Origin of the sequence: Hyphomicrobium sp. NDB2Meth4, assembly GCF_900117445.1 — a bacterium.
Lineage (GTDB): Bacteria > Pseudomonadota > Alphaproteobacteria > Rhizobiales > Hyphomicrobiaceae > Hyphomicrobium_A.
Genome location: NZ_FPEJ01000005.1, coordinates 429,292 through 455,694 on the forward strand (window position 1 = coordinate 429,292; position 26,403 = coordinate 455,694).

27 protein-coding genes are annotated in these 26,403 nt (G+C 62.8%); 9 read left to right on the forward strand and 18 right to left on the reverse strand.

The window, feature by feature from the left end:
* Positions 1-18: 18 nt before the first annotated feature.
* The 4 genes from NDB2M4_RS11000 to gstA all read right to left on the reverse strand — a co-directional run bounded on the left by NDB2M4_RS11000 (position 19) and on the right by gstA (position 3,617).
* Complete coding sequence (locus NDB2M4_RS11000) at positions 19-1,032, reverse strand: M48 family metalloprotease (protein ID WP_072374586.1); 1,014 nt, start codon at positions 1,030-1,032, stop codon at positions 19-21.
* A gap of 183 nt (positions 1,033-1,215) precedes the next feature.
* Complete coding sequence (locus NDB2M4_RS11005) at positions 1,216-1,686, reverse strand: hypothetical protein (protein WP_072374589.1); 471 nt, start codon at positions 1,684-1,686, stop codon at positions 1,216-1,218.
* A gap of 80 nt (positions 1,687-1,766) precedes the next feature.
* Entirely contained in the window at positions 1,767-2,432 is a 666-nt protein-coding gene (locus tag NDB2M4_RS11010) for a hypothetical protein (RefSeq protein ID WP_072374592.1), read from the reverse strand.
* Between the two features lie 597 nt (positions 2,433-3,029).
* Positions 3,030-3,617: a glutathione transferase GstA gene (gene gstA, locus NDB2M4_RS11015; RefSeq protein WP_072374595.1), complete on the reverse strand. Its 588-nt coding sequence runs from the start codon at positions 3,615-3,617 to the stop codon at positions 3,030-3,032.
* A 252-nt stretch (positions 3,618-3,869) separates the two neighbouring features.
* Between gstA and NDB2M4_RS11020 the strand changes: the two genes are divergently transcribed.
* Positions 3,870-4,448, forward strand: a complete 579-nt coding sequence (locus NDB2M4_RS11020) for a CAP domain-containing protein (protein ID WP_072374598.1) — start codon at positions 3,870-3,872, stop codon at positions 4,446-4,448.
* Positions 4,449-4,601: 153 nt separating this feature from the next.
* Positions 4,602-5,342, forward strand: coding sequence for an outer membrane protein (locus tag NDB2M4_RS11025; protein WP_072374601.1), 741 nt, complete (start codon positions 4,602-4,604; stop codon positions 5,340-5,342).
* A gap of 17 nt (positions 5,343-5,359) precedes the next feature.
* Here NDB2M4_RS11025 and NDB2M4_RS11030 read toward each other — a convergent pair whose 3' ends face one another.
* The 4 genes from NDB2M4_RS11030 to NDB2M4_RS11045 all read right to left on the reverse strand — a co-directional run bounded on the left by NDB2M4_RS11030 (position 5,360) and on the right by NDB2M4_RS11045 (position 10,220).
* Positions 5,360-6,160: a family 1 encapsulin nanocompartment shell protein gene (locus NDB2M4_RS11030; protein ID WP_072374604.1), complete on the reverse strand. Its 801-nt coding sequence runs from the start codon at positions 6,158-6,160 to the stop codon at positions 5,360-5,362.
* The gene (locus NDB2M4_RS11035; protein ID WP_244536135.1) at positions 6,153-7,226 is read right to left on the reverse strand and encodes a Dyp-type peroxidase; all 1,074 of its coding nucleotides are present in this window, start codon (positions 7,224-7,226) and stop codon (positions 6,153-6,155) included. Before NDB2M4_RS11035 ends, NDB2M4_RS11030 begins: the two co-directional genes overlap by 8 nt.
* A 193-nt stretch (positions 7,227-7,419) precedes the next feature.
* Positions 7,420-9,675 carry a DNA topoisomerase IV subunit A gene (gene parC / locus NDB2M4_RS11040; RefSeq protein WP_072374610.1) on the reverse strand — a complete coding sequence of 752 codons (2,256 nt, stop codon included), beginning with the start codon at positions 9,673-9,675 and terminating at the stop codon, positions 7,420-7,422.
* Between the two features lie 71 nt (positions 9,676-9,746).
* Positions 9,747-10,220, reverse strand: coding sequence for a DUF3280 domain-containing protein (locus tag NDB2M4_RS11045; RefSeq protein ID WP_244536136.1), 474 nt, complete (start codon positions 10,218-10,220; stop codon positions 9,747-9,749).
* Positions 10,221-10,422: 202 nt separating this feature from the next.
* Here NDB2M4_RS11045 and NDB2M4_RS11050 point away from each other — a divergent pair, with 202 nt between their 5' ends.
* The gene (locus tag NDB2M4_RS11050; protein WP_072374615.1) at positions 10,423-11,097 is read left to right on the forward strand and encodes a PAQR family membrane homeostasis protein TrhA; all 675 of its coding nucleotides are present in this window, start codon (positions 10,423-10,425) and stop codon (positions 11,095-11,097) included.
* 313 nt (positions 11,098-11,410) lie between these two features.
* A complete protein-coding gene (locus NDB2M4_RS11055) occupies positions 11,411-11,716 on the forward strand; it encodes an EF-hand domain-containing protein (protein WP_072374618.1) in 306 nt (101 codons plus the stop codon).
* A 70-nt stretch (positions 11,717-11,786) separates the two neighbouring features.
* Here the strand turns inward: NDB2M4_RS11055 and NDB2M4_RS11060 are convergent, their stop codons facing one another.
* From NDB2M4_RS11060 to NDB2M4_RS20350, 7 genes are all read right to left on the reverse strand, one after another.
* The gene (locus NDB2M4_RS11060) at positions 11,787-12,176 is read right to left on the reverse strand and encodes a hypothetical protein (RefSeq protein WP_072374621.1); all 390 of its coding nucleotides are present in this window, start codon (positions 12,174-12,176) and stop codon (positions 11,787-11,789) included.
* A gap of 133 nt (positions 12,177-12,309) precedes the next feature.
* Positions 12,310-12,978: a response regulator gene (locus NDB2M4_RS11065; protein ID WP_072374624.1), complete on the reverse strand. Its 669-nt coding sequence runs from the start codon at positions 12,976-12,978 to the stop codon at positions 12,310-12,312.
* Positions 12,975-14,354, reverse strand: coding sequence for a sensor histidine kinase (locus NDB2M4_RS11070; protein ID WP_072374627.1), 1,380 nt, complete (start codon positions 14,352-14,354; stop codon positions 12,975-12,977). The genes NDB2M4_RS11065 and NDB2M4_RS11070 overlap by 4 nt, the downstream gene beginning before the upstream one ends.
* Before the next feature lie 126 nt (positions 14,355-14,480).
* Positions 14,481-15,275 carry a tellurite resistance TerB family protein gene (locus NDB2M4_RS11075; protein ID WP_083556165.1) on the reverse strand — a complete coding sequence of 265 codons (795 nt, stop codon included), beginning with the start codon at positions 15,273-15,275 and terminating at the stop codon, positions 14,481-14,483.
* Between the two features lie 97 nt (positions 15,276-15,372).
* Positions 15,373-15,906 carry a CoA-binding protein gene (locus tag NDB2M4_RS11080; protein ID WP_072374630.1) on the reverse strand — a complete coding sequence of 178 codons (534 nt, stop codon included), beginning with the start codon at positions 15,904-15,906 and terminating at the stop codon, positions 15,373-15,375.
* A gap of 63 nt (positions 15,907-15,969) precedes the next feature.
* Positions 15,970-16,779, reverse strand: a complete 810-nt coding sequence (locus NDB2M4_RS11085; protein ID WP_139247221.1) for an enoyl-CoA hydratase — start codon at positions 16,777-16,779, stop codon at positions 15,970-15,972.
* A 45-nt stretch (positions 16,780-16,824) separates the two neighbouring features.
* Positions 16,825-17,583, reverse strand: coding sequence for a hypothetical protein (locus NDB2M4_RS20350; RefSeq protein WP_210186532.1), 759 nt, complete (start codon positions 17,581-17,583; stop codon positions 16,825-16,827).
* 173 nt (positions 17,584-17,756) lie between these two features.
* Between NDB2M4_RS20350 and rplM the strand changes: the two genes are divergently transcribed.
* The 4 genes from rplM (at position 17,757) to argC (ending at position 20,710) form a co-directional block, all read left to right on the forward strand.
* On the forward strand, positions 17,757-18,218 hold the full coding sequence (rplM, locus tag NDB2M4_RS11095) for a 50S ribosomal protein L13 (protein ID WP_072375089.1): 462 nt from the start codon (positions 17,757-17,759) through the stop codon (positions 18,216-18,218).
* 5 nt (positions 18,219-18,223) lie between these two features.
* Entirely contained in the window at positions 18,224-18,703 is a 480-nt protein-coding gene (rpsI, locus tag NDB2M4_RS11100) for a 30S ribosomal protein S9 (protein ID WP_072374636.1), read from the forward strand.
* 174 nt (positions 18,704-18,877) lie between these two features.
* Positions 18,878-19,621, forward strand: a complete 744-nt coding sequence (locus NDB2M4_RS11105) for a TerC family protein (protein WP_072374639.1) — start codon at positions 18,878-18,880, stop codon at positions 19,619-19,621.
* 111 nt (positions 19,622-19,732) lie between these two features.
* The gene (argC, locus tag NDB2M4_RS11110; RefSeq protein WP_072375091.1) at positions 19,733-20,710 is read left to right on the forward strand and encodes an N-acetyl-gamma-glutamyl-phosphate reductase; all 978 of its coding nucleotides are present in this window, start codon (positions 19,733-19,735) and stop codon (positions 20,708-20,710) included.
* Here the strand turns inward: argC and NDB2M4_RS11115 are convergent.
* The 3 genes from NDB2M4_RS11115 to NDB2M4_RS11125 form a co-directional block, all read right to left on the reverse strand.
* Positions 20,688-21,761, reverse strand: coding sequence for a COX15/CtaA family protein (locus NDB2M4_RS11115; RefSeq protein ID WP_072374642.1), 1,074 nt, complete (start codon positions 21,759-21,761; stop codon positions 20,688-20,690). The two genes, argC and NDB2M4_RS11115, sit on opposite strands and share 23 nt — an antisense overlap.
* Positions 21,762-21,857: 96 nt before the next feature.
* The gene (locus tag NDB2M4_RS11120; RefSeq protein WP_072374645.1) at positions 21,858-22,925 is read right to left on the reverse strand and encodes a polysaccharide deacetylase family protein; all 1,068 of its coding nucleotides are present in this window, start codon (positions 22,923-22,925) and stop codon (positions 21,858-21,860) included.
* Positions 22,926-23,072: 147 nt separating this feature from the next.
* Positions 23,073-25,238 (reverse strand): GumC family protein, encoded by a 2,166-nt coding sequence (locus NDB2M4_RS11125; protein WP_072374648.1) that lies wholly within the window; start codon positions 25,236-25,238, stop codon positions 23,073-23,075.
* 134 nt (positions 25,239-25,372) lie between these two features.
* Here NDB2M4_RS11125 and NDB2M4_RS20480 point away from each other — a divergent pair, with 134 nt between their 5' ends.
* On the forward strand, positions 25,373-26,380 hold the full coding sequence (locus NDB2M4_RS20480) for a polysaccharide biosynthesis/export family protein (RefSeq protein ID WP_244536137.1): 1,008 nt from the start codon (positions 25,373-25,375) through the stop codon (positions 26,378-26,380).
* Positions 26,381-26,403: the final 23 nt, after the last annotated feature.

A 26,403-nucleotide genomic window follows, 5' to 3' on the forward strand; every position in this document is an offset into this window, starting at 1 on the left:
CCTGGCAGCGCCTCTGCGTCAGGCCAGAATGTGCACGAAGCTCAAGCGCTGTCCGGTCGATGGATGTGTGCGCAAATAGGCCGACGCATCTCCTTCGACTTCAAAGCGCGGGGCAGTTGCCCGACCCATGTGATGATGCTCGAGCTTCTCTAGCGCCGAGGCCAGTGCGCCGGGGTTCGGGATGAGATCGAGCGCGAACGCATCGGCTGCAAGCTCCCGCATGCGCGACAGACCGAGGCACAACAGCTCGGCAATTGCGGGCGCTGCATGCAACAGCGAAAGCAGCGAAGAGGGAACCCCGCGCCGTCCGCCAGAGGCGATGCTGGCAGCGGTGACAATTCCGATCGCTCGCTGCAGATTGCCGGCGACAGTCATGGTCGAAGCATCGCCATTGCAGATGTGCGCAATCTCGTGCGCGACGATCGCCGCCACCTCGTCTTTCGTCATGCCCTGCAACAGCCCTCGCGTCAGCGTGATGACGGCATCGTCAGCCGTGCCGAGCGCATAGGCGTTCATGGACCTCTCGCCAGTGAGCACGTAGAGTTCAGGTACGCGCCGCATGCCAGCGCGCCGGCAGATCTCGTGGACGACCGCGAATAGCTCCAGCGCCTCGCCAGCATGCAGTCGGCGCGCGTCGCGCCGCTGCCGAAGCGCCGCGCGCGTTTCCGGCCCGCTGCCAGCGCCACTAGGCGTCAGCGCCCCGGCGACCGAAAGCCGCGCGCCTTCATCGCCGCCGCTGATCCATCCGCATACGGCCAGAAGCACGGTAAGCCCCGCGATCGCGCGTCCGCTGCGCCGGTCGTTGATGGCCCGATGCAGTCGGCGGCGCACCTCAGCGGGCAGCTGTGCATCGGCGAAAGCCGCACACGAGCGCCTGAGATCCTCCGCAGTAAATGCTCGATCGCCGAGCTGAATGGCGCGGCGCGCCAGCGCGCCTAGGGCCGCGTCGGCGGAGGCAGCGCGCCCCCCCGCACAGAACGTCGGCTCCTGAACGCCGACCGCGATTGCGTCAAAACCCCCGAAAAAGGCCACGCCCGTTCGCCGACTCCTGTTTGCTCTGGCAAGAGCGTATCAGGACGTCCGCGCTGTGCGCAGCCTAGGAGGCGAATATGGCGCAGGTGCCGCGGCCCATCGGCAACAGGTGGGGCTCCAACAGGTGAAGCACCCTCACCTGCCGCGTCTGGGACGGCTGGAATGCTGCAGTCCTGCAGCTACTCAGTGCACGACGTCGCCAGCTCCCTGCATCTCGTCCTGCGCGCGTTGCCGCACCGGCGGCAGTTCCGGACGAATAGCCCGCATCACCGCGATCGCCCGGTACATCTCGAATATCATCGTCAGCGCGCGCTGATAGTCCTGCGCCGCCAGAGAACGCCGCGCATCGGCAATGACCGACCCATAGGCATCGAGCCCCTGATAGCGCCCACTATTGCGCTGCACGTAGGTCGAAAGATTGCGTAGCGCATCGAGGATCACATCCTCGGTGAACGCCACCGCGGCCTGCTGCTCCAACCGTGCACCCCGCCCATCCTGGTAGCCGAGCGGCCCGGCCTGTCCGAAGGTTTGCGTCTGCAGATGCAGTAGCAGCGGAACGAGATTCTCCAGAAGGCCGACGAGGCGCTGCGGATCAAGATCGGCGTCGCGCCCGCCACCGGAATATCCGGCGTTGGCTCCTTGTGAGTTCGACATTGCAAAGCTCCATTCAATAGCTGCGGGAGGCCCCCCAGTGGCGAGCCTCCCCTTCAGTTGAAAAGCGAACGCGCGGCGAACTATGCCGCGCGCTGCTGCTGCTGATTGAACGCCTGCAAATTGCTGATCACCTGCGGCAGCACAGCGGAAAGCTGGCGCACGACCTCGCCGATGTCGCCTTGGCCAGACTGGCGCTGCGCGCATGCCCACGCGTTGCCCATGTTCCCGTAGGCAGCCTGGCCGAGGCCGCCATACTGCTGGGCGCCGACATACTGCCCCTGCAGCATGCTGACGATCTGAGGCAGCGCAGGCAGGATCTGGCGCACCATTTCGCCGACGTCATGCTGAGACAGATAGCGCTGGCCCTGGCCAAAGCCACCGAAGCCGCCACCACCGTAGCCCTGCTGCCAGCTGCCGAAGCCACCGCCGTAGTTCTGCTGCCCGAAAGCAGCATGCGGCTGCTGCGCTTGGTTCACGATCATCGGCAGCAGCGGCGCCAGATGCCGGACGATCTCACCCACCTCATGCGGCGACAGCCCACGCTGCTGCCACGGCGCACCGCCGTAGTTCTGCTGCCAGCCACCAGCGCCGCCGAAACCCTGCTGGCCAAAGCCCTGCTGCCCGAAAGCTGCCTGCCCGAGACCACCCTGGTGGCCCCAACCCTGTCCGCCCTGTCCAAACGAACCACCGTGACCCCAGCCCTGCTGGGCATTCTGCTGAAACGGGATGTACTCGCTGTAGGTCATCCTAACTCTCCTGTGGGGGATTGTGTCGCGTCTCTTCAGTTGCGCCCGCCCCATGGTGGGTGCGGGCAGTCCGGCCCGGTAGAGGCCCGAGCCCGTTGCCCGGTTTCCGATCGAATTGGTCAGTCAACCGGCGGCAAATATCTGGCAGAGGCCAATCCCAATTTCCAGCCCCGTTTCTGAAATTATTTTCGCAGGAAGATTGCACTGATTTCAGGATAGAAAAACTTTGTGATCGCGCCGGTTGTAATCGAATGAATTATTTCAAAGGCCAGCAATAACCCATCACCAGCCGCCGTGCTAGAAAAGTAATACACTGATACAGCACGATAATATCGATGAACTCAGTGGGTGACGCTGGTGCCGGCGCTTTACCGAATTCGCACATTTGAGCGAGTCAGGGCGCCTGCACGCGAAAGTTGACTTGACCGAATTGCGGCGACATTTCAACGCCATCCGGCGCCTAAAAGCCGCAACTATTCACGTCAGCAATTTCCCTTTCCGCGAAGTCAAATGAGAACATTTCCAATATCAATTTCCATTGACATTTAAAACGGCCCCCAGACGCTCAAGTCTGAAAACTGTAAGCAGCCTGCAAGGTCACTCGAGCCCCTCATGCGCCAGCGCCTGCTTCACTGCCGCCCGCTCGCGCATGCGCTCGGCGAACGCCGCCAGGGCGTCCGGCACATCGAGGCCCATGTCCATCCCCCACGTCAGCATTACGAAGAGGTAGGCGTCGGCCGCACTCATGTGCGCGCCGAACAGGTACGGGCCTTTGAATTGCGTCGCTACGAACCGAAGTTTCTTCTCCACCGCCGCGCGCGCCTGCCGCTTGTCCGCCTCACTCGCTTGCGGCACGAACAGCGGATGGAATGCCTTGTGAAGCTCGCTGGAGAAGTAGGCGAGCATTTCCAGCATCCGGTAGCGTCCGAGATGTCCGGCCGGCACCAGTTCAGGTTTCTGATCGGCGACCCAGCTCAGGATTGCGACGTTCTCAGTCAGCAGCTCGCCATCGTCGAACTGAAGCGCCGGCACGTATCCCTTCGGATTGATGTCCAGGAACGAGCGGCCGTCTTCGAGCTTGTGCGTCTTGAGATCGACCTTCACGAGTTCCAGCGGCAAGCCGGCCTCGTGCATCGCTATGTGATCGGCAAGACTGCAGGCACCCGGCGAGTAGTAGAGCTTCATATGCGTGCGTCTCCTGGAGTTGGCATTTTCTCTTTCTCAGCCTATGCAGCACCGGTTTAACGAAGCCTGCAGCATATCGGTTGCATCGGCTGAATGCGCACCGATCCGCGCGTCACGGCACCCGCCGCTGCCTCCAAAAGGCGCCAATGCCAACGCATCGTTCGAAGCTTGATTGATTCTCGCTGGCCCCGTTCGACAGCAGGGCCTCGCCCCGCCAGAGCGCAGAGCCGTGCTGCTTAGGAATCCCCTTAGATGAAACCGCGCTGCATCGTGCGGACGTGGCCAATACTGCTCCTGACCGCCTTATCGGCATCGCCGACAGTTGCGGCCGACAGCGGCCAGGGCTGGCAGACGCAGACCATCCCACGCACCGAAGCGCCTGCACCCAAGCCCGCTACGGCCCCCCCGCCTTTGAACAACCTCGCGCGCCAGGCCGCCGAGACGATCAAGCTCACGAACGCCTTCCGTCGCCGCAACGGTCTTCCAGAGTTCAAGGAGGACCCTGTCTGCACGCAGGCCGCTTTCGACCACGCGCGCGACATGGCGCGGCGAAGCTATTTCGATCACTTTGCGCCGGACGGAAGTTCGCCGACTATCCGCTACCGCCGCCGCAATACCGCCGGACAGCGCGTCATCCGCGTCACCGAGAACATCGCCCGCGGCAACGGCACGACGCCCGAAAGCGCGCTGCAGATGTGGCTCAACTCTTCGGGTCATCGAAAGCATCTCGTCGGCACGGAGATGAATCACATCGGTGTGGGCGTCGCCAACGGCAGCTGCTTCTTCTCTGCCTGCACCTACTTCGTGCAGTGCTTCTCGCGCTGGCCGTAACCCCAACGACTTGCAGATACCCGCGGATTGTCGCCCCGAATTTCCCTGTGGGTCGTCGCACCCTCGCGGGCGTTCGCCTCGCGACAAGCAACATAGAATCCGTCCACCCGGTGGAAGACGTTGATCAGCCGCTTGGCTCACCGGAGACATTCTATGCGTCGGCACCTCGCTTCAGTCGTCGTCGCGTCACTTGCGGCTCTTGCTTCCGGACCCGCCGCTGCTGACGGTTATGAGCCCGCAACGTCTGCCACCATCGTCGAGCGCGGTCCCACATGGACGGGCTTCTATGGCAATGCTGGCCTGGGCTACGGCATTTGGGATGCCGAGACGACGACCTATGCGCCGGGCCGCTGCGTCTCGTGCGCCCAAACCGACAATGGCGGCAAAGGTTGGCTCGGTGAAGTCGGCGTCGGCTACGACTATCAGTTCACGTCGCGGTTCGTCGCTGGCGTACTCTTCAATTACGACTTTTCGAGCATGAAAGGGCATACCAGCGACGCGGTCTTCACCACCGCCGAGACCAGCAGCGACAACACCTGGTTCATCGGCATTCGCGCAGGCTGGCTGATGACGCCGGACATCCTCAACTATTGGAGCGTCGGCTACACGCAGACGCACTTCTCCGGCGGCGCGCTTCACAACAGCTACACCGGCGCCGTCCTCCCGCACAACGCGCGACTGGAAAGCTACAGCGCCGGCGGCTGGTTCATCGGTGGCGGCCTGGAAGTTGCTATGCACAACGGCTGGTTCTGGCGCAGCGAAGCGCGCTACGCCGACTATCGCGATGAAGCGCGCACCGAAAGTGGCATCTCGCCGGTGTTCCAGCTCAACTTCGATCCCGTCGTCGGCACGGCCACCAGCGGCATCGTCTACAAGTTCGACTGCTGCCACTGACCGCGGCGACAGCGCGCTCAGCTTGCCGCAAGCGCGACTGATGCCTCCGTCGTCAGGAGAAGGAAAGTGAACGTCTCCTCCAGGTAGAGCCGCACCATCTTGTCGTCGTGGCTGAGATAGCCAATCGACACATCCTCACCGATGTGAAGCGCAAAATCTCCCCCGCGCATGGTGAGAACGTAGGCGCCTGAAATCCCTGGAGCCCACACGATCTCTCCGTCGACGATCCGCTTGATGTGCTCGAGCACCGGATAGCCGTGGTCGCTCGCCTCGCTCAGCTTCTGGTACGCCTCGGCGCTGAGCACGACCGAATAAGGTCCATTCACACCGGCCAGCCGCAGCTGATTGAGCGCGCCGGCGATGGCATCGGGATACGCAGTGATCTCCGCCGGAAGCGTCATGACCGGATTGCTGGTGCCTTCGCGAATGCCGCCGATGCCGCCCGCGCTATAACCTTCGAACACAGCCCGGTTTTCGGCGTACGCCAGATCTCGTGCCGCATCCTTCACCGGCTGCCAGTCTGAATCGTTCGAGCCGCGCTCCACATCATCGATCTGTTGCCGCTCGAGTACAAACGGCACCCGCAGCTCGACCATCGGCTTGACCACACGTTGCCGCGCGATGATGCCGGCACCGGGCGCCGCGATCGGATGCAAGTGGCCCGTGCCGATCGCCGAGGTGGCAACACCGCTCGGCCCCTCGACGTCCACCACCCGGCGCGCAGCCAGATAGCGCTTCAGCGTACGCTTCGCTTCTTCTTCGATCTGCCCCCACGCCTCAGCGGAGATCGGGGCAAGCTCGCGGTGGAGGTTATTCATTGGCGGGGTGTCCTTTCAACGAACCAATGCCAAGCGAACCATCGGTCGTTGCGGGCGCAGGCTGCGCCTCGACGGCGGGTTCAGACGCGGTCTCATCGGGAAGCGAAGTATCGTCTCCGACGTTCTCCAAAAAGGTTGCCGAGGGCACAAAGAACAAGCACCCCGTCTTCGCGACGCTGAAATCGAGGATGCGGTCGTAGTTCCCCGGCGGGCGCCCGACGAACATGTTCTGGAGCATCTGCTCCGTAGTTCGCGGCGAGCGCGCATAACCGATGAAATAGGTCCCGAACTCTTTCGACCCGACGCGGCCGAACGGCATGTTATCGCGAAGAATTTTAACTTCCTTGCCGTCTTCGACGATGGTCGTCAGTGCGTTGTGCGCACACGTCGGCTTCACCGCATCGTCAAGCTCGATGTCGGACAGCTTCTTGCGTCCGATGATGCGCTCTTGCGTCTCTGTGGAAAGCGCGTTCCAAGCGGACATATCGTGCTCGTACTTCTGCACGATGACATAGCTGCCGCCGGCAAACGCAGGGTCCTCGGCACCGATGTAGGCAGATTCCATCGCGACCCTGGCCGTTGGATTCTCAGTGCCATCGACAAAGCCGAGCAGATCGCGTTCGTCGAAATAGCGAAACCCGTGCACCTCATCGACGACCGTCAGCGCATCGCCGACGCTGTCGAGGATCTGCGTCGCCAGCTCGAAGCAAAGATCCATCCGCTTAGCGCGGATGTGCAGCAGCACATCGCCGGGCGTCGAAACAGCGTGCCGCCCTCCCGATCTGATCTCGCGGAACGGGTGCAGTTCCGCCGGCCGCGGCAGGCCGAACAGCCGGTCCCACGCATCGGAGCCGATGCCCAGCACGCAGGAAAGGTCGCCACCTATGTCGCGAAATCCAACCGCGCGCAGCAACGCGGGAAGGTCGCCGCAAAGCCCCCGCATGGCCTGACAGGCTTCACGCCCCGGATTGATCGTCGCGACAATAAAAATCGCTGATTTCGTCAACGCCTGAACGACGGCCTGCGGCTCCGGCGGCAGACCGGTTTGCGAACTTGGTGTGGTCAAGACGGGCCCCGGCAAACGGTTATTGCCTATCATTGCCCGCGACCTCCTAAAGGGAAGCCTAACAAATTGCTGACGCACGGCAGCCGAAGCGGGCTTCGTCACCGCGGCCATCCGCATCACGCCAAAGAAAAGGCGCTGCCACGTCCTCCGCGGCAGCGCCTCTAGTCTCGTTCTGGATGAGCGGCCGCCGGCTCTAGAACACCGGTCCGAAGCTGTTCGAACGTGGGAAGCCCTTCGGTACGCTCTTGCCCGCCTGCGCGCGCTGCCCCACCCACTCCTTCAGCTCGCTCCACGGCATCGTGAAGGTGCGTCCGGCGCTATCGACCCACGACAGACCTTCCGACTTCTTGAACGTGCGCGCGTCGGCGAGGTTGCCCTCCTTCGACTTCTGCAGGATGACACCCTTGCCGCGCGTCATCTCGTTCACTTCATCCAGCTTGAAGATCAGCATCTTGCGATTGTCGCCGACGATGGCGAGGTAGTCGGCATTGTCCGCCACCGGCACAATCAGCTTGGCCTCGTCCGGCTCGGTGACGTTCAGCACCTGCTTGCCCTTGCGCGTGGACGCGACGATCTCGTCCTCGGGCACGATGAAGCCGTATCCGCCGGTCGAAGCGATCAAAAGCTTGCGTCCGGGCTGATAGGTGAACACTTCTGCAATGTCGTGGTTCTCTTCCAGGTCGATCATCAGCCGCACCGGCTCGCCGTGGCCGCGCCCGCCCGGCAAAGCCGATCCTTCCAGCGTGAACACCTTGCCGTTCGTCGCCATGATCAGCAGCTTGTCGGTAGTGAACGCCTTCACCGCGCGCTTCAGCTTGTCGCCCTGTTTGAAGTCGAGCTTCGACAGATCGTCGACATGCCCCTTCAACGCGCGCACCCAGCCCTTGTCGGACAGGATGATCGTGATCGGCTCCTTCTCGATCAATGCCGCATCGAGGTCGACGTCAATCACCGGCGCATCCGCGAACGAAGTACGCCGGCGGCCCAACGCCGTCGACTTGGAATAGCGCTCGCGCACCTCCTTCACTTCGGCCGAGATCCGCTCCCACTGCAGATCGTCCGAGGCGAGAAGCTTCTGCAGCTGGCGCTTCTCTTCCGAGAGCTTGTCGTGCTCGGTGCGGATTTCCATTTCCTCGAGCCGCGACAGAGACTTCAAGCGCAAGTTTAGGATCGCTTCCGCCTGCACTTCCGACAGCTTGAAGCGCGACATCAGCTTGGCCTTGGGATCGTCCTCGAAACGAACGATCTTGATGACTTCGTCGATGTTGAGATACGCGATCAGATAGCCGTCGAGCACCTCCAGGCGATGCTCGATTTTGCTCAACCGGTACTTCGACCGCTTGACAAGCACATCGATGCGGTGTTCGAGCCACTGCCGCAGCACATCGCGCAACGACAGCACGTTGGGAATCTGCCCGGCCGACAGCACGTTCATGTTGAGGCCGAAGCGCACTTCCAGCTCTGTGTAGCGGAACAGGCTTTCCATCAGCAGCAGCGGATCGATAGTGCGGCTCTTCGGCTCAAGGACCAGCCTGATCTCTTCTGCCGATTCATCGCGCACGTCTCCGAGCAGCGGCAGCTTCTTCTCGGTCATGAGCTCGGCGATGCGCTCGACCAGCTTCGCCTTCTGCACCTGATAGGGAATCTCGGTGACGACGATCTGATAGCCGCCGCGGCTCGTTTCTTCCTTGTCCCACTTTGCGCGGATGCGGAAACCGCCGCGTCCCGTCTTGTACGCCTCGATGATGTTCTCGCGCGGCTCGACGATCACGCCCCCGGTGGGGAAATCCGGCCCCGGGATCATCTCCACCAGCTTCTCGATCGTCGCATTCGGATGCTTGATGAGATGCAGCAGCGCCTGGCACAGCTCGTCTGCGTTATGCGGTGGGATGTTCGTCGCCATGCCCACGGCAATGCCGGAAGAGCCGTTGGCCAGCAGGTTCGGGAAAGCCGCCGGCAGCACCACCGGCTCCATCTTCCGCCCGTCATAGTTCGGGCGGAAGTCGACCGTCTCCTCTTCCAACCCCTCCATGAGGTCGGCAGCGGTGTTGGTAATGCGCGCTTCGGTGTAGCGCTCGGCGGCCGGGTTATCGCCGTCGATGTTGCCGAAGTTGCCCTGCCCGTCGATCAGCGGATAGCGGACGGCAAAATCCTGTGCGAGACGCGCCAGCGCGTCATAGATCGCTTGGTTGCCGTGCGGGTGGAAGTCACCCATCGTCTCGCCGACGATCTTGGCGCACTTCAGGAAGCCGCCGTCCGGCGACAGCCGCAGCTGGTGCATCGCGTAAAGGATGCGCCTGTGCACCGGCTTGAGACCGTCGCGCACGTCGGGCAGAGCCCGGTGCATGATGGTCGACAGCGCATAGGCAAGGTAGCGCTCCTCGAGCGCTTCCTTGAGGTTGATGGGCTCGATCCCGTCAGGCCCGGGCAGAATCGGTTTTTCGGTCATGGCCCCGTGGCTAGCGCGGGCCGAGCGTTCCGGCAAGCGCAAGGTTGGCTATGCACAACCTTGCCGCACATTCACGCCGGCGGCAGCCCGAGATGCGCCGGCAGAACCCGATTTTTCACCAGATATTTCACCGCCCGCGTCCAGCTCTCGTCCGTGTTTCCGCGCAGATCGACACTTTTGACCAGAACCTGACGCCTGCTGGCGACATCGACCATGTAGACATTCATGTTCAGGATCAGGTTTGAAACCTTCTGCATGGTCATCCAGGCGACGATGTCCGCTCCGGCGGCTTTGCCGTACTCGATCTCGCACTGACCGCATTCGCCGGGCGTTTGGCCCGCCGCGATGTGCTGAAGCTGTTCGGCCCCCAACCGCACGATGCGAAACTGACCACTGTCGCCGAGGTCTTGCGTGAAGATTTCACCGACCTTCCTAAGTCTCGCGCGCTCGGCGTCCGTCGTCGGCTCCAAACCCGCATTGTCGTTTTGAAGGAAAGCACCGAGATAAGTCAGCGTAGGCAGCGCATCGGCCTTCGCCGTTGACACTCCATACGCCGCTGTCACCGCCAAGAGCGCGACTGCAATGCTGCTGATCAGGCTTCGAAGATTAAGCATCCCAAGTATTTAGGGATCTTTTCCCGCCACCCAAGGGTTAAACCACTGTGTTGTTACCTCGGGAAATGCTGCGCACGCCTTGTTCTGCCGACAATGCGCCTTATGTCCGCCAAGCGCGTGCGTGCGGACGCACATGGCCTCGAAACAGGATTGCGTAAACGAGATGAGCGAGGCTTCGACCTTCCCGAGCTACACGAAGTCGGAGGTAATCGCCGACGGCATCGTTCATGCGACCGGTTTGGCGTTTGCCGTGACCGCCGTCATCGCGCTCATCATCCTTTCGCTCACGCGTCTCGACCCAGCATCATCCACGGCCGTGTTGATCTACGGCGCCGGGATGCTTGCGGTCTTCGTTTGCTCCGCCGCCTACAATCTCTCGCGCAGCCGATGGCGCTGGCTTTTGCGTCGCCTGGATCATGCAGCGATCTTCATCAAGATTGCTGCCACGTACACACCATTCGCCGCCATCAAGCTGGGCGGAGGCGTTGGCATCGCGCTCCTCGTCGCCGTATGGGCAATCGCCTTGATAGGCGCGAGCGCCAAGCTCATCGCGCCGGCACAGTTCGTGCGCACAGCTTATGTGCTCTACCTCGCTCAGGGCTGGGCTGCCGTGTTCACGCTGCCACCGCTTTTCGCCGCGCTCCCTGCGACAGCGTTCACACTTCTTCTCGTTGGCGGCGTGCTCTACACCATCGGCGTTATCTTTCATCTGTGGGAGCGGCTACCGTACAACAACGCCATCTGGCATGTTTTCGTGCTTGCCGCCTCAGTCTGCCATTTCAGCGCCGTGCTCAGCGCGGTCACCTAAAGCAATATTCCTCAAGCATTTTCGCCGGGCGCAAATCGCACCCCTTGTGGCACTCGCCGCGCTGCACCGCAGCAGCGCATTGCAAAAGTTGCCCGACACGACATCAAAAATTCTGAAGCGTCTTCCCGTCTCGCCAATCCGCCTGCCAGCATGTCCCTGGCGGATTGGAAGTAGTGCCATTGATTAGCGTCGAGAGAGGGCGCCCTTTTGAGAGGTCGCCAGGAAGGGCGGCGGCATGGGCGTTGCCGGCATGGGCGACGACGTCATGACAATAACCTACGCAATTGGGAAACGTTTTTAGGAGACGACGCTTATGACCAAGAAATGGGTCGCTATTGTATCGGCGCTGATGCTTTCGGGGACCGCCGCCGTCGCCGCTGACTGGGCCGATAGCTTCAAGGCAATGGACACCGACGGCAGCGGCACGGTTTCCCAGACCGAGTATGACGCCAACGCGTCCAAGCTGGGCATCGATCCGGTGCCGCAGTTCACCGCCATGGACAAGAACAACAACAGCAGCGTGTCCAAGAAAGAGTGGGCGGAAGCTGAGAAGATGGTGAAGGCCTTCCCGGTCTCGTGCAAGTCTTCCACCGAGTCCTGGTGCCCGAAGGGCTACTGATCGATCGCCCCCGCTACCTGTCTCGAAACCCGGTGGGTGACCTCCGGGTTTCGAGTGTCTGCCGCTGCGTTCAGCTGAGTGCAAACTGCACGATCGCCCACGTGATCCACATGAAGCCGACCGTGGTCACGACGAAGCTCAAAGCCGTGTAGGCCTTCCAGATCTTCTTGTTCCAGAAGTTCGGATCAAACGCGGCAATGGTGAACACGGTCGGGTTCGAGAACCCGCCGATCGCCAGACACCAGCACGCGATGACCGGCAGTTCGACACCGATCCCATAGAACCCGAGCCCGAACACGGCCATCAGCGCATAGTCGACATGCGCCCGGATCATTGTCTTGTAGTCGACCACGAACCGGTCCACCGACTTTATCGGAAACCACTTGGCGAAAGTCATCAGCCAGGCAGAGAGAATGAGCGCCGTGATGCACGCGGCCGCTCCTAACAGCAGTATCTTCATAGAACGCTTCCCCACGATTGTTGTGCCGCCGGCGTCGCGCGCCGGTGCAGTTTTTCAATCGTCAGAGGCTATGTTCGGGTGGCGCGATTCAGCAGAGCAGCATGCCCGCTGCATTAGAGGCACGATGCCCTGATCAACTTCGTTCAGCGATCTCAGTCAGCCGGTCCCAAGGCACCAGCCCGGCGCTCAGCGCCAGCCAGACGAGATGAGCATCATTCTCAGCCCCGATCTTCGCCTTGATGGCGTAGTGGTGATTGCGCACCGTCTTGTGGCTGAGGTTCAAGAGCTCGGAAATCGCTTCACTGCTGAGCCCGGTCGCAAGCAGCCGCAAGATTTCCGTCTCTCTAGGCGATAGCTCCTCGATTGCCGGATTGCTTCCCGCGAGACGATCGGCGGCCAACGCCTTCGAAATGTCGTCGCTGAGCGCACGGCCCCCGCGCGCTACGATCTCCACCGCGCGGATCAGATCGTCCGGCGGGCTGCTCTTCGTGATGTAACCCGAAGCGCCCGCTGCGAACGCTTTCAACGCAAACGCCGAACCCGCATGCATCGTGAACACCAGCACTTTGGCGTCCTTGTCCCATTCGCGAATCCGCCGCACGGCTTCAAGCCCACTCGCACCCTGCAGCGTCAGATCCATCACGACGACGTCGGGCCGGTGGTTCTTGTACGCGAGGTAGGCTTGCGGCACGTCCTCGGCTTCCGCGCTCACCCGAAAGCGTCCGCGCATCTCCAATAGCCGACGATACCCTTCCCGCACCACGGGATGGTCGTCGACCAGCAATATCGAGATGGCGCTCATGCGTACGCCTCGCACCCGGTGAGCGGTACTGTCGCAAAAATGCGAATGCCACGCGCACCGTTGCCGATCGACAGCCCACCGCCGAGCTGGGCCAGCCGTTCGCGGATGCCGAGGATACCGTAGCCGGCCGCAGTCTTGATGCCGCCGATATCGCCGCCGCCATCATCCTCGATCGTCAGCGCGATGTGCGGGTCATGATCTTGCCAATGCTCCAGCCGCACATTCACCTCGGTCGGTCGGCCGTGCTTTGACGCATTCGTTAGACACTCCTGCACGATCCGATACACGTCGACAGCAACGCGCTTCTGCAATTCCGCCAGACGCCCCACCATCTGCAATCGGAAGATCGTCCCGGACTTCGACTGCGCATTGAAGTCGTTGATGAGCTGACGCAGGCTTGCTTCCAGACCAACCTCCTCGATGCTCTGCGAGCGCAGCCGAATAAGTGTCGAGCGAAGCGTCTCCATCATGTGCTTCTGCGCCTTCGCGATCTCGCGCGCATCCTTCGCAATATCGAGTCTGTCAGCTGGAGCATTGGTCTCGATGATGGCCGCCAGCGCCGAGGTCGCCGCCAGCGCCTGCCCGAAATCGTCATGCAGGTCGCGCGCTATCGCCCGTCGCTCATCCTCCTGCACCTGGAACAGCCGCGCCGTCAGCGCCAATCGCTCCGCGTTGGTCTGCCGAAGTGTTGCAGCGAGCTTGTTGACGGCCGAGGCTATGTGATTGAAGTCGGTGCTTCGGAAGCGGCCGAGCTGTGCCGATAGCTGCCCGGCTTCTAAGCGATGCAAGGCATCAATAATCGCGCGCGCAGGCAGCAGCGCATGTCCGATCATGAGCGCAGCAAGAAACGCGATGCCCGCCGCCATGAGAGCTGCAATCTCGACCACGGTGGAGCTTTCACGCCACGCACGCCGCAGCGCCGCGTCGGGATCGGCGCCCGTCACGATGACCCCAGCGCTCGCATCCCGGATCGAAAGCAGTCTCTCCACCGGATTGTGCGCACCGAGCAGGCCGAGATATGTGCTCGCGAACCAGGATGGCGGCTGCGGCCCCAGCGCTTCCACCTGGCTGCAGAGCTTTTGCGGATCTGCCCCCGGTGGAGCGTACGTCACACAGATGCCCGGCGAGATGATGCTCTGCGTCGCCAGCGTCTCCCACTCAGGCAGCGGCAGCAGCGATCCGCGCTTCATCCCGTCGCGCCACATCAGATGCTGCCAGTAGAGGCTCTTCAAGTGCGCCTCTACGCGCGTGGCCGTTCCCGCAACGTCACTTTCAATTGCGCGGTGCGCATCGACGATCAGCCACCCCACGGCCAGCGTGAGACAGAGCAGCACCACTGCCATCAGGCGAATGACGAGCAAAGTGAGCAGGCGCATGGTTTCCTCCCGGTGGACCGGGATTGTGCCACACGCCATAGCCCCTATTGAAGATGCCGGCGTCGTCAGCGGGCATATTGCCCGGGCAGCCTCGGCTGATCGCCATAGCCCCAGCCGATCAGCGCCTCACCCGAGTGCTTGCCGCGGCGGCGCGGCCACAGCCGGTGCAACCTCGCCGCGCGCTCCCCTCACTGCATCTTCCAGGTGCGCGATCAGCCGGTCATCGAGTCCGAGAGTGGCTGCAAGGTACCGCAGATAGGCCCGCTCGGCCTCGGTATCGGCATCGATTGCCAGCGCGGACGCGAGGTAGACCTCTGCGCGCTGCTCCGGCGCCCGGGCAACCGCCGCGAACTGCGCCGGCGACATCGGCTTGGCCATCTCGGTGTCGAGGAAGCGCTGCTCCTCCGAGCCGATGCCCGCTGCCGCCAACCGCCCGACGATGGCCGAACGCTCCGCCTCATCGACAACGCCATCCGACAGCGCCGCGGCGATCATCGCGCGCACCAGCAACAGGGCATGGTCGTTCGCCGCCGTCGCAGCAGGAAGCGGGCTAGGCGTTACCGACGGCACGCTTTGCGACGACGTATCTGCGCCAACCGGCTGTCCAGCGCGGTAGTTCGAATACGCACGATAGGCGAGGCCGCCCAGAGCCGCAGCCGCACCTAGTTTCAGCGCTTCACCGGCAAACTCGCGGCCGGCCTTCGAGCCGAGCAGAAGCGATGTGATTGCACCAGCCGCCACGCCTCCGGCGACGCCGCCGGCCAGGCCGCCGGGCACGTTTTGGCCGGCGTTGCCGAGCATGTCACGCGCGCGCGCCAGCAGATCCCCTGCACCATTTTGTGCTGGCGCGGATGGTTGTCCGGGGCCTCCATTGGCTCCGCTGCCGACCAGCATATCCAGGATCCGCGTCGCATCGATCATCGTGAGCTCCCGAGCGTTTTACTACGTCGGCTACGTAGGACGCTTTCCCGCTACGACAAGTGTGGCGGCAAACATTGGAAGTGGTGCAACCGCGCGACTATTTCTTATCGTCCAGGCGCAATCCTTGCACCCCCATGGGCGACAGCTTGGGCCGCGCGCTGCTGATCTTCCCCGAGTTGACGCCGGCCCAACCGATTTCGCCAGAAAGCCGCCCGTACTCGATCTTCGGGCAGCGGTTCATGACGACCTTCAGCCCGGCGGCTTCCGCTTCCGCGGCCGCCTCGTCGCTGCGAACGCCAAGCTGCATCCACACAACCTTGATCCCGAGCTTTTCTTTCAAGGCTATGGCGTCACGCGTCACGCCCAGCGCCGCATCCGAATTGCGGAAGATGTCGACCACATCGACGGGCGCCGGCACGTCGGCAAGCGTCGCAAACACGCTTTGACCGAGGATCTGCTCGCCTTCATGCCCCGGGTTGATCGGATGCACAGCGTAGCCCTTCGCGAGCATGTACTTCATTGCGAAGTAGCTCGGACGGATCGACTTCGCCGACGCACCGACGAACGCGAACACGCGCACCTCGCGCAGAATGTCCGCGATGTAGTCGTCGCTGTAGCGATCGTGATCCATGCACCGCACTATAGGCGCGGGCAAAGCCGCGGCGTTAGCGATCCCAACGCCGCAGGCTGTTGCTCAGCAACCCTTCCACTCCGGCTTTCGCTTGCCGAGGAACGCTCCGATGCCTTCCTCGGCATCGCGCGCCATCATGTTGTCGACCATCACCCGTGCGGCGTACTCATAGGCATCCTTGAGGCTCATTTCCGCCTGCGCATAGAACGCCGACTTTCCAATCGTCACCGTCAATGGCGATTTCTGCGCAATCTGCGTTGCCAGCGCCAATGCTTCAGGGACGACATCCTCCGCCGCCACAGCTTTGTTGACGAGACCCCAATCGGCAGCCTGCGCTGCCGGAATCAACTCGCCGGTCAGCAGCATCTGCATCGCCCGCTTGCGCGCGACGTTGCGAGTCAGCGCCACCATCGGCGTCGAGCAGAACAAACCGATGTTGACACCCGGCGTGCAGAAGTGTGCGCTCTCTGCGGCAATGGCGAGATCACACGTCGCGACGAGCTGACAACCCGCCGCCGTGGCCGTGCCCTCGACGGCCGCAATGACAGGCTTCGGGCACGCAACAATCGCCTGCATCATGTCGGCGCACGCAGTCATGGTGCGCGTGAAGAAGGCGAGCCCCTTGTCGGCATCAGCCCGGTGCGCCGTCAGCTCCTTCAAATCATGGCCCGACGAGAACACCTTGCCCGCCGCAGTGAGCACGATAGCGGCAACATCATCTTCCGCGCCCAGCTCGGTGATGGCCGCGTGCAGCGCTTCGATCATCGCCAGCGACAGCGCGTTGCGCGCATCCGGCCGGTTCAAGCAAATGCGTGCAACGCCTTGTTCCGGTCGATCGATGACCAGCAGAGGCGCCGCGTCGGCGGGCGCCATCGATACAGCAGCTTGCGTCATGGAACGGGCCTCGCTTCGTTGAGACTACTGCAGCGCCTTCTCGATCTCAGCGCGGTGAGCTTTCACCAGCTCCACGTTCTCCGGATATTCGATATGCGGCGTCGTCTTGATCGCTTCGTTAAGCTCCGAAACGAGTTGTTTCTTGTCATCCTCGGGGATCGACGCATCGGCGGTCACGTCTTCCAGCTCCTTCTTCAGCGCCTCCACTGGCTCCGTGAACTCCCCCGATTTTGAATCGAGCCCCGCCATCACGATCGAGATATTGGCGGCGACGTCGTCCAGTTCGTTGAAATTCGCAAACCCATGCTTCTTCGCCAGTTCATCGAGCTCTGCCTGTAGCGCTGCATCGATGTTGTCGCCGGCCTCCTGAAGCTTGGGGGCCACGCTGGCGAGATCCGGTTGGGCAGCGACGAAGCTTTTCACCTGTTCCTCGGTGAGCTTCATCTGTTTGATCGGAACATCCTTCTGCGGCTCCGCATCCTGGTCCTGGGCCCACGCGCCTGTGCAGGTTACAACCACCATCGCTGCTGCCAGGAAAGCAAGAAAATGTCGTAGGGCCTGCCGCATGGATACCTCTCCTTGAACCTTCATTTTGCTTTTTGGTTCGATCCCGCCCACGTCAGGCGATTTGAACGTCACTCCTAGACGCCATGTTGCGCTAATTCGCGGCGGCCACACAGCCTCTGCCTCAAATTCACGCGCCCATGCCAATTGCCGTAAGTTGTCATAAGCCGCAAGCACGACCGCGGCCTCAGCCACCGAACTGAAACCAACGACATTCATGCGGTATCACGCTACCACACACAGCAACATATTGATATTGCACGAGAAAAATGAAACAGACAAAGCTTCTGTTGACACCGCGCCCGCGTTCGGATTAGAAGGCGCCTCCTTCGCCGGCCCGCAGTATTGCGCGCACCCTGACTACGCCGGTGATCCCAGCATTGGAGCTCATTATGACGACCTTCGTCGCCAAGCCCGGCGAGGTAGAGAAGAAGTGGATCCTGATCGACGCGGAAGGTCTCGTCGTCGGTCGGCTTGCCGCTCTGATCGCCACGCGCCTCAAGGGAAAGCATAAGCCGATCTACACTCCGCATGTCGACTGCGGCGACAACATCGTCGTCATCAACGCCGAGAAGGTGATCTTCTCCGGCGATAAGCACGAAGACAAAGTCTACTACCGCCACACCGGCTATCCCGGCGGCGTCAAGGAGACGACCCCGCGCAAGATCCTCGAGGGCAAGTTCCCCGAGCGCGTCGTCGAGCTGGCGGTCGAGCGCATGCTGAAGCGCGGCCCCCTGCAGCGCAAGCTGATGCGCAACCTGAAGATCTACAAGGGCGGCGAGCACCCCCATCAGGCCCAGAACCCTGAGAAGCTCGACGTAGCCAAGCTCAACCGCAAGAACGCGAGGGTCTAAGGACAATGGCTCAGGAAACCAAGTCTTTGGAAGACCTCGGCAATCTCAAGGGGGCCGCTCCTGCAGAAGCTCCCGTGCACGTGCAGAAGCTGGACAACCTTGGCCGCGCCTATGCCACTGGCAAGCGCAAGAACGCCATCGCCCGCGTCTGGATCAAGCCGGGCAAGGGCATGATCACCGTCAACGCCAAGGACTACACCAAGTACTTCGCGCGCCCGGTTCTGCAGATGCTGCTCCAGCAGCCCCTGTCGGCCACCAACCGCGCGACGCAGTACGACATCATGGTGACGGTCGCCGGCGGCGGTCTCTCCGGTCAGGCCGGTGCCGTTCGTCACGGCATCTCCAAGGCGCTCACCTATTACGAGCCCGACCTGCGTGCGGTCCTCAAGAAGGGCGGCTTCCTCACCCGCGACAGCCGCGTCGTCGAGCGTAAGAAGTACGGCCGCATGAAAGCTCGCCGCAGCTTCCAGTTCTCGAAGCGCTAATCGGCAGGTCTCCGCCGAGGCTGCACAAGACTTTGGGCCGTCCTTCGGGGCGGCCCTTCGCTTTTCGGCATCGGGAGGCTTGCCGGAACAAGGCGGGAATGCCACATACGCCCCCGGGTGGGAGAACTGGCACCGGCGGAGGCAGCTCCGCGGTACCTCGATAGGCAGGGTTGGATGGACTGGTTACTGCAAGACCTGAGCTATTTGCTCGGGGTGATTGCTGAAGAGGCGCAACATCTCGTCTCAATCGACTGGTACCGGCAGAACTTCGTACCGCTGCTCAACATTATAATGATCGACCTCGTGCTGGCGGGTGACAACGCCATCATCGTCGGTCTGGCGGCGTCGCGCGTTCCCAGGGAAATTCGCAGCAGGGTCATCTTTTGGGGCATCGCGGCCGCCGTCGTCCTGCGCATTTTCTTCGCGGCGATCACTGTTCAGCTTCTCGCCATCATCGGCCTCACCCTCGCGGGCGGCATTCTGTTGCTGTGGGTGTGCTGGAAAATGTACCTGCAGATCACCACCGGCAGCCACCATTCCGACGTCGAGCCCGGCGCGAACAATCATGCTGACGGCCAGGAATTGGGCTTCTGGCAAGCCGTCGGACTTATCACCGTTGCCGACGTATCGATGTCGCTTGACAACGTACTGGCGGTCGCCGGCGCGGCAAAGGGGTCGACGCTCGTCCTCGTCATCGGTCTTGCGGTTGCAATCATCCTGATGGCGGTAGCCTCGCACTACATCGCGGCATTGCTCGTGAAGTATCCCTGGATCACCTGGATCGGCCTGCTCATCATTCTCTGGGTCGCCCTTGGCATGATTTATCAGGGATCGCATGAGGTAACCTGCAATGCCTTCAACTTCGGCTGCTCCGAAACCCTGTGGCAGGGCATCAAGCACCGATTAGGCTTCGGCTAAGCTCGCGCTCCGTCACATCCGCGCCCTGTACGGACGCTGCAAAAGTCGGTACGGAGGGCGGCCGAAGCGGAGCTCTGCTCCCCTGGCGCGATGCTGCAAGGACCGATTGCCATGGGCAAGTCGCAACACCCGACGGTTTTCATCGACGGCGAGGCCGGCACCACCGGCCTCGAGATCCGCGAGCGGCTCGCCCGCGTTCCTGAAGTCGAGGTGAGGAGCATCGACCCGGCCCTGCGCAAGGACGCAGCCGCGCGCAAGGCCATGCTGCGCGAAGTCGATCTCGTGGTGCTCTGCCTGCCCGACGACGCCGCCAAGGAAACTGTCGCGCTCGCCGACGAACTGGGCGCCGATGCCCCGCGCATCCTTGACGCTTCGACCGCGCACCGCGTCGCTCCCGGCTGGGTTTATGGCTTCCCCGAACTCGACGCCGCCCAGGCGGAAAAGGTGCGTGCTGCCCAGCGCGTCGCCAACCCCGGCTGCTATCCGACCGGCGCCATCGCGCTCATCCGCCCGCTCGTCGACGCCGGCATCATTCCTGCCGACTACCCCATCACCGTAAACGCGGTGTCGGGCTACTCGGGCGGCGGTCGCAGCATGATCGAGGCATACGAAACCGGCACCGCACCATCCTTCGAGCTTTACGCCCTGTCGCTCGAGCACAAGCACGTGCCCGAGCTGATGCGCTACGCGGGCCTGACCCGGCGGCCGATTTTCGTGCCGTCCGTTGGCAACTTCCGTCAGGGCATGCTCGTGTCCGTGCCGCTGCACCTCGACTCTCTGCCCGGCAAGCCCTGCTTGCGCGACCTCGAGCTGGCGCTCGACGCCCACTATCGCGGACAAGAGCTGATTTCAGTGGCGCAGGAACCGACGGCGAAAGCCGCGCGCCTCGCCGCCGAGGAGCTGAACGGAACCGACCGGCTGGAGCTGTTCGTCTTCGGCAAAGCGGCCCACAATCAGGCCGTGCTCGTTGCGCGGCTCGACAACCTCGGCAAGGGCGCCGCCGGCGCAGCCGTGCAAAACCTGCGCTTGATGCTCGGGCTCGCACCCGCAGCGGCTGCCAGAAGCGCTAGCGCCCGCCAGCCCGCGTAATCCGGTTCAGATGGAATGTGGTCGCGGCAATAACGATGGCCGCGCCGGCCTGATGCGCCAGCCCCAGCGCCAGCGGCACGCCCGACAATAGCGTCCAGATGCCCACCAGCATCTGCGCCACCACGCAGCCGGCGAGCAGCGCGCCACTCCCGACGATGCGCTCGTCATCCGCCGAGCGCACCAGTGAGATAAGGTGCGCGACCGCCAGCAAGACCACCACATACGCCACCATGCGGTGATCGAACTGCACAGTGGCGACATTCTCGAAGAAGTTGAGATACCAGGGCGTCTCGGCCAGCAGCCCGCTCGGCACCAGCTTCCCATCCATCAACGGCCAGGTGTTGTACGTCAGCCCAGCTTTCGTCCCCGCCACCAGCGCGCCGAGGCCAGATTGCACGAACACCAGCACAAACAGCGCCCACGCTGTCCGCCGCTGCCAATCGGTCAGCGTCTGCAGGCGGATGCGATCGGTGCTCGGCCCCGCTTCCAGCGCCAGCCACACCAGCAGCGCCAGAATCGAGAACGCCGTCAGCAGATGCAGCGCAAGCCGGTATTGGCTGACATCGACGCGATCGACGAGCCCCGACATCACCATGTACCAGCCGATGGCACCCTGCAGTCCGCCCAGCGCGAGCACGCCAAGGCACTTCAGCGCAAACGTGCCGCGCAACCGCCCGGTCAACCAGAAGAACAAGAAAGGAAGCGCGAAGGCGACGCCGATGAAGCGCCCCAGGAACCGGTGCGACCACTCCCACCAGTAGATCGACTTGAAGGCCGCCAGGTCCATCCCGGCGTTGACGATCGAATACTCGGGGATCGCCTTGTACTTCTCGAACGCCGTATGCCAGTCGGCTTCGTTCAGCGGCGGAATGGCGCCCAGCAACGGCTGCCATTCGGTAATCGACAGCCCACTATCGGTGAGACGCGTCGCCCCCCCGACGACCACCATTGCAAACACGAGCAGCGCCACGAACGCCAGCCACAGACGCACCGCTTCGCTTTCCGGTGCACTCGTCACCGCATTTGCGCGGTCTGAAACGGATACGGCCAATACAGCCCCCTGCTCGCTCACTGCAGGCGTGATAAAGGGGGCGGAGCGGCCATTCAAGTTACCGTTCGCCGCGCCGTATGCTGCAATGCGGGACGGTTAAGCGGACACGCCTACCCCGGTATAGCGCTTGAGCGTGTTCATCACGGCAAACGGAAGCCCCGTCAGCAGGGCCTTCACATAGCGCAAATCCTGGAAATCGCCGTTGAGCGATAGCCGCGGAAGGCTCGTCAGCTCGTGCGCATGGTCGCTGTAGAGCAGGCCCTTCTGCGTCGTTACCGCGGTTTCGATGCCAAGCTCCTCGGCTATCCGGAACTCGCGCTCCCCCGCACTGTTCTCACAACCGTACGGATAGCTGAAATGCCGGCAGGGACGCTGCAGTTCGCGCTCGATGCGCGCGATGCTCTCGGCCATCTCCGCCCGCGCCGTGCCCTCATCCAGCTTCGCCAGCGCATAGTGCCCGCGCGTGTGCGCACCGATGGTCACCAGCGGATCGTCCGCCAGTTCCCGCAACTCGTCCCACGACATGAGGATGTCACCGTGCGCGGTGCGCGGATTGATACCATGCGCACTGGCAAGCTCGGCCACCACCGCGCGCGCCCGATCCTCTGGCAAACTCCGCAGCCACCAATAGATGTCGTGATGCGCTGCATCCTTGTCAGCGGCGGTTGCCAACCCGAAATGCCGCGTCTCTCCGTGCATGGCGAGCGTAATCGCCGGCGCAGCGCGAAGAACCTTCTCGAGCGTCAGCCACCACAGATCACCGCGGCCATCGGCAAAATCCGTCGGCACATAAATCGTGAAGGGCGCGCAATAGCGGCGAAAGATCGGATAGGCGAACTCGCGGTTATCGCGATAGCCGTCATCGAGAGTAAAGCAGGCAAACGGACGAGCGCCTTCGCCTTGCTCCAGCCGCTCGCGCACCTGGTCGAGCGGAACGATATCGAAACCCGCATCGAGCACTTCGCGCACCACCGCCTCGAGAAAGTTCGGGGTGACCTTCAAGATGCGGTTCGGCTCGAACTCCTGCGGCGCAGAAGGGTCGACGTGGTGCAGCATGAAAATCACGCCGCGCCCGCGCGTATACGGGGCAAGCAGATTGCCGGCGCCGCTATAATGCACGGCCGCCAGCGCCGTTTTCAAAAATGCAGTGGATCGCCGACTCATGCGCCCCTCACCCGCCGGAACCGCAACGGCTCCTTACGAACAATCCAGCAATTAGCGCTGAGACGCACCCGCAGAATTCACTGATGGCACACCAACACGGCGAGTTGGCTAACAACCGCTTAAATCGAGGCCCGCTCTATCGACGGATCAGCCCCACTGTTCCGCGCCCGATGCCTTGCCGGAAACGCGAGCGAGACGATCGCGCGCCAGTTGGTTCGCTTTGGTGCGTTCGACCCGATAAAGCGCAATATCGGCGACCTCAAACCCGAGGAACTTCCCTGGCGTTTCTGGCAGCGCCCCGCGGCGGCCGGGCTCACTCACCACGATGCCCGCGTCGAAGCGGCCGAGGATTGCTCCAAACAGCGCGCGCGCGACGTCCTTACGCGCCGCAATGAGGATCTGATCGTACGCAGTGTCGAGCGCATCGAGGGCGAGATTGACGCGATCGGGATCGAGGAGCGTATCGCGATCACGAACCGGCTCGCCTGCGCCGATGAAGTGAGCGCCGCTCGCCGGAATCCGCGTCACCACATCCTCGAAACCGGCTTTGCCTTGCAGCAGCTCATTGAAGCCGGGACGCTCTTCGTATCCCATGCCTGCTGCGATGCCGCTGCCCTCTGGACTCCAGTCGATGAGGATCACATCGCATCCGAGATCGGCCATCGCCTTGGCCAACTCGACAGCCTCCGCGCCGACGTCGAGCTGCTCATTCGCGCCCGTCAACATCGCGCGGAAGCCCCCGATATCCTGCGGATGCAGCACGAGATGATGCGCCAGATCCGAGATTGAATCGACCATCTGCACGCCAACCTCGTCACGCGGCAGCGGCGGCACGTCCACCTTTTTCGCAGCAGCCGGAACTGGAGTGAGGCGGGGCGGGGCGACCGGTGCTCTGGCCGCGGTCGTCTTCGCCGGACGAACCGGCTCCATCCCCCGCGCTTCCCTGAACAAGGCACGCGTGATGACGATGGCGAGCCCGAACAGCAACGTCGCCAGACCGATCAAGACTGAATACGGCAGCGGCTTCGGGAAGCTAGGCACGCTTGTCGGCCGCGCCAGAGAAATAATCTGGGCTTCGATTGGCACCGCGCGTCGATCGGCGGCAATGCGGTTCGCCTCGAAGCGCGCTTGCAGGCGCTCCAATTCGGCGCGTTTTGTCCTTGCCACAGCTTCGAGCTGACGCAGTTGCGCCTCATCGTCACCCGTACCGACGGCCTGCTTCTTCGCCAGATCCAGGCGCTGGCGCACCGACGCCTCGCGCGTCGCTGCGATCGAGGCATCCTTCTCGATACCCTCGACGATCTTGCCCACTTCACTCTTGATCTGCCGTTGCAGCCCGTTGAGATCGGCCCGCAGCTGGCGCATGCGCGGATGCGCCGGCAGCAACGTCGCCGACAGCTCTGAAAGCTGGCGTTCAACACGTACACGCTGCTGCACGAGGTTCTGGATAAGCGGCGAACGCTGCACGTCCGGCAGCGCTTCCTCGTTGCCCGCCCGCACCATTTCGCGCACCGATTGTGCACGCGCATCTGCTTCACCGCGCGCGGCCTGGGCCCGCGTGAGCTCTGAGTTGAGATCGCCAAGCTGCTGCTGGTTCAGTCCCGTATTATTGGGGCCGCCCTTGAAGATATTCGCTTGTCCTTTGAAATGCTCGACAGCCACATCGGCAGCGGCGACTTCTTGCGTCAGCTTGTCGATCTTCGGCTGCAGCGCCTGCTGCACCGCATCGGTTTCCGACAGTGCGCGCGTTGCCAGCTGGTTGCGATAGGTCTCGGCGATCTTGTTCGCAACGTCCGCCGCCAGCTTCGGATCGCTCGACGTGAAGCGGATGCCGATGACCCGGCTCTCCGCCGGCGAATAGACATCGAGCCTCTTGTAGAATGCCTTGAGCACGCGATCCTGCTCGCTCTCGACCACACCGTGTCCGAAGTCGAGGCTATCCTCGATCTTGCTCATCCACCGGTCGAGTTCGCTCGGTTTGCGCAGCGTGTCGTTGAATTCAGGATTCTTGTCGAGCTTCTCTGCGGCGATGATCTGCAAAGCCAGATCCGGCGCCATCAGCCCGCGCAGATGCGTATTGACTGCTTCCTTATCCAGGCGCGAAGCCACTGCCTCGAACGACTGATCGCTGCTGCCTTTCGGCGCCACAATCTGAATCTGCGCTTCGGAGGTGTACCGCGGCGGCAGGGTAGACAGCACGGCATATGCCGCACCTCCCGTAAGCAGGCTGAGCAGCACCAGCTTGGGCAGCGCGCGGCGCACAGAGCGCCATACGGCTCCGATATCGATGTCGTCGGGTGAGGCGTTGGACATGGGTAAGCGGACGCTTCCAATGAAGAACTAATGGTTGCGCCAAATTAGATCGCTCCTCGGTTGCGATTTCCTTAAGCGTCCGAGATGAAGACACTCGCTTAGCTTTTGTTAACTGGTGCCGCGGCAGAGTGAGGATGCGCCGATCCCTCTCGCTTTGGCTTCCTATGTCTCTGCGCCTTGCAACGTTGCTGACCGCTGCGGCCATGCTTCTCGCTGGATGCGCCCAGTCGCATCTGGGCGAGATGGCGTCTGACCTCTCGACCATTAGCACCCTAGCGCCGTCAGCGGCCTCCGCGCAGAAGGAAGGACCCCAAGAGCTTGTCGATGTCATCTATGACAAGCCCGAATCGGCCCCCGCCGCCGACAAACCCGTCAAAGCTGCCGCCTGGGGCGAAACTGACGTGCGCCCGGCCGCGGAAACCCCGTCCGGCTGGGGCGACGTCACGGTCAAAACCGCACCGCTACCGAAGCTCGCCGACAGCGACAGTCCCCCGGAAAAGAAGGCCGATGCCCCGGTAAAAGTCGCCGACGGCTGGCTGCCCAGCACGCAGCGCGTCGTCTCGCCTGAACCCATGGGCCCGCCCCCAGCCGCTGCCCCCCGAGGCGCCCCGAGAGGCGCGCCGCTCGTCTGGGGCCCCGGCGTCGTCGTTCAAGCCGGCCTCACCGGCGGCCCGACTGGCAATGAACCCTACTTCCTCGACACTGGCGACCGGCTACGCGTCTTCATCTATGGCCAGCCGAATCTGTCCCGCCTCTACACCGTCGATCAGGTCGGCAACATCGCCGTGCCGCTGATCGGCTCGGTCAGAGCGCGCGGCCGCACGACGGTCGAGCTGGAACGCGTCATCGCCGCGCGGCTCGGGCGCGAGTTCGTCAGGGACCCCCAGGTAACCGTCGACGTCGCCCAGAACCGACCCTTCTTCATCCTCGGCGAGGTGCGCCTGCCCGGCCAATATCCCTTCGTCTCGGGCATGACCATCGAGCAGGCCGTCGCCATTGGTGGCGGATACACCGAGCGCGCCAGCAAGCGCACCTACCGCATCACCCGCAAGCTCGGCGCCCTCATTGACCAAATCGAAGCACCTGGCGATTACCCATTGTGTCCAGGCGACACCGTCTACGTCTACGAACGGTGGTTCTAGTTGCTTGTGACAGTCGAGAGCGC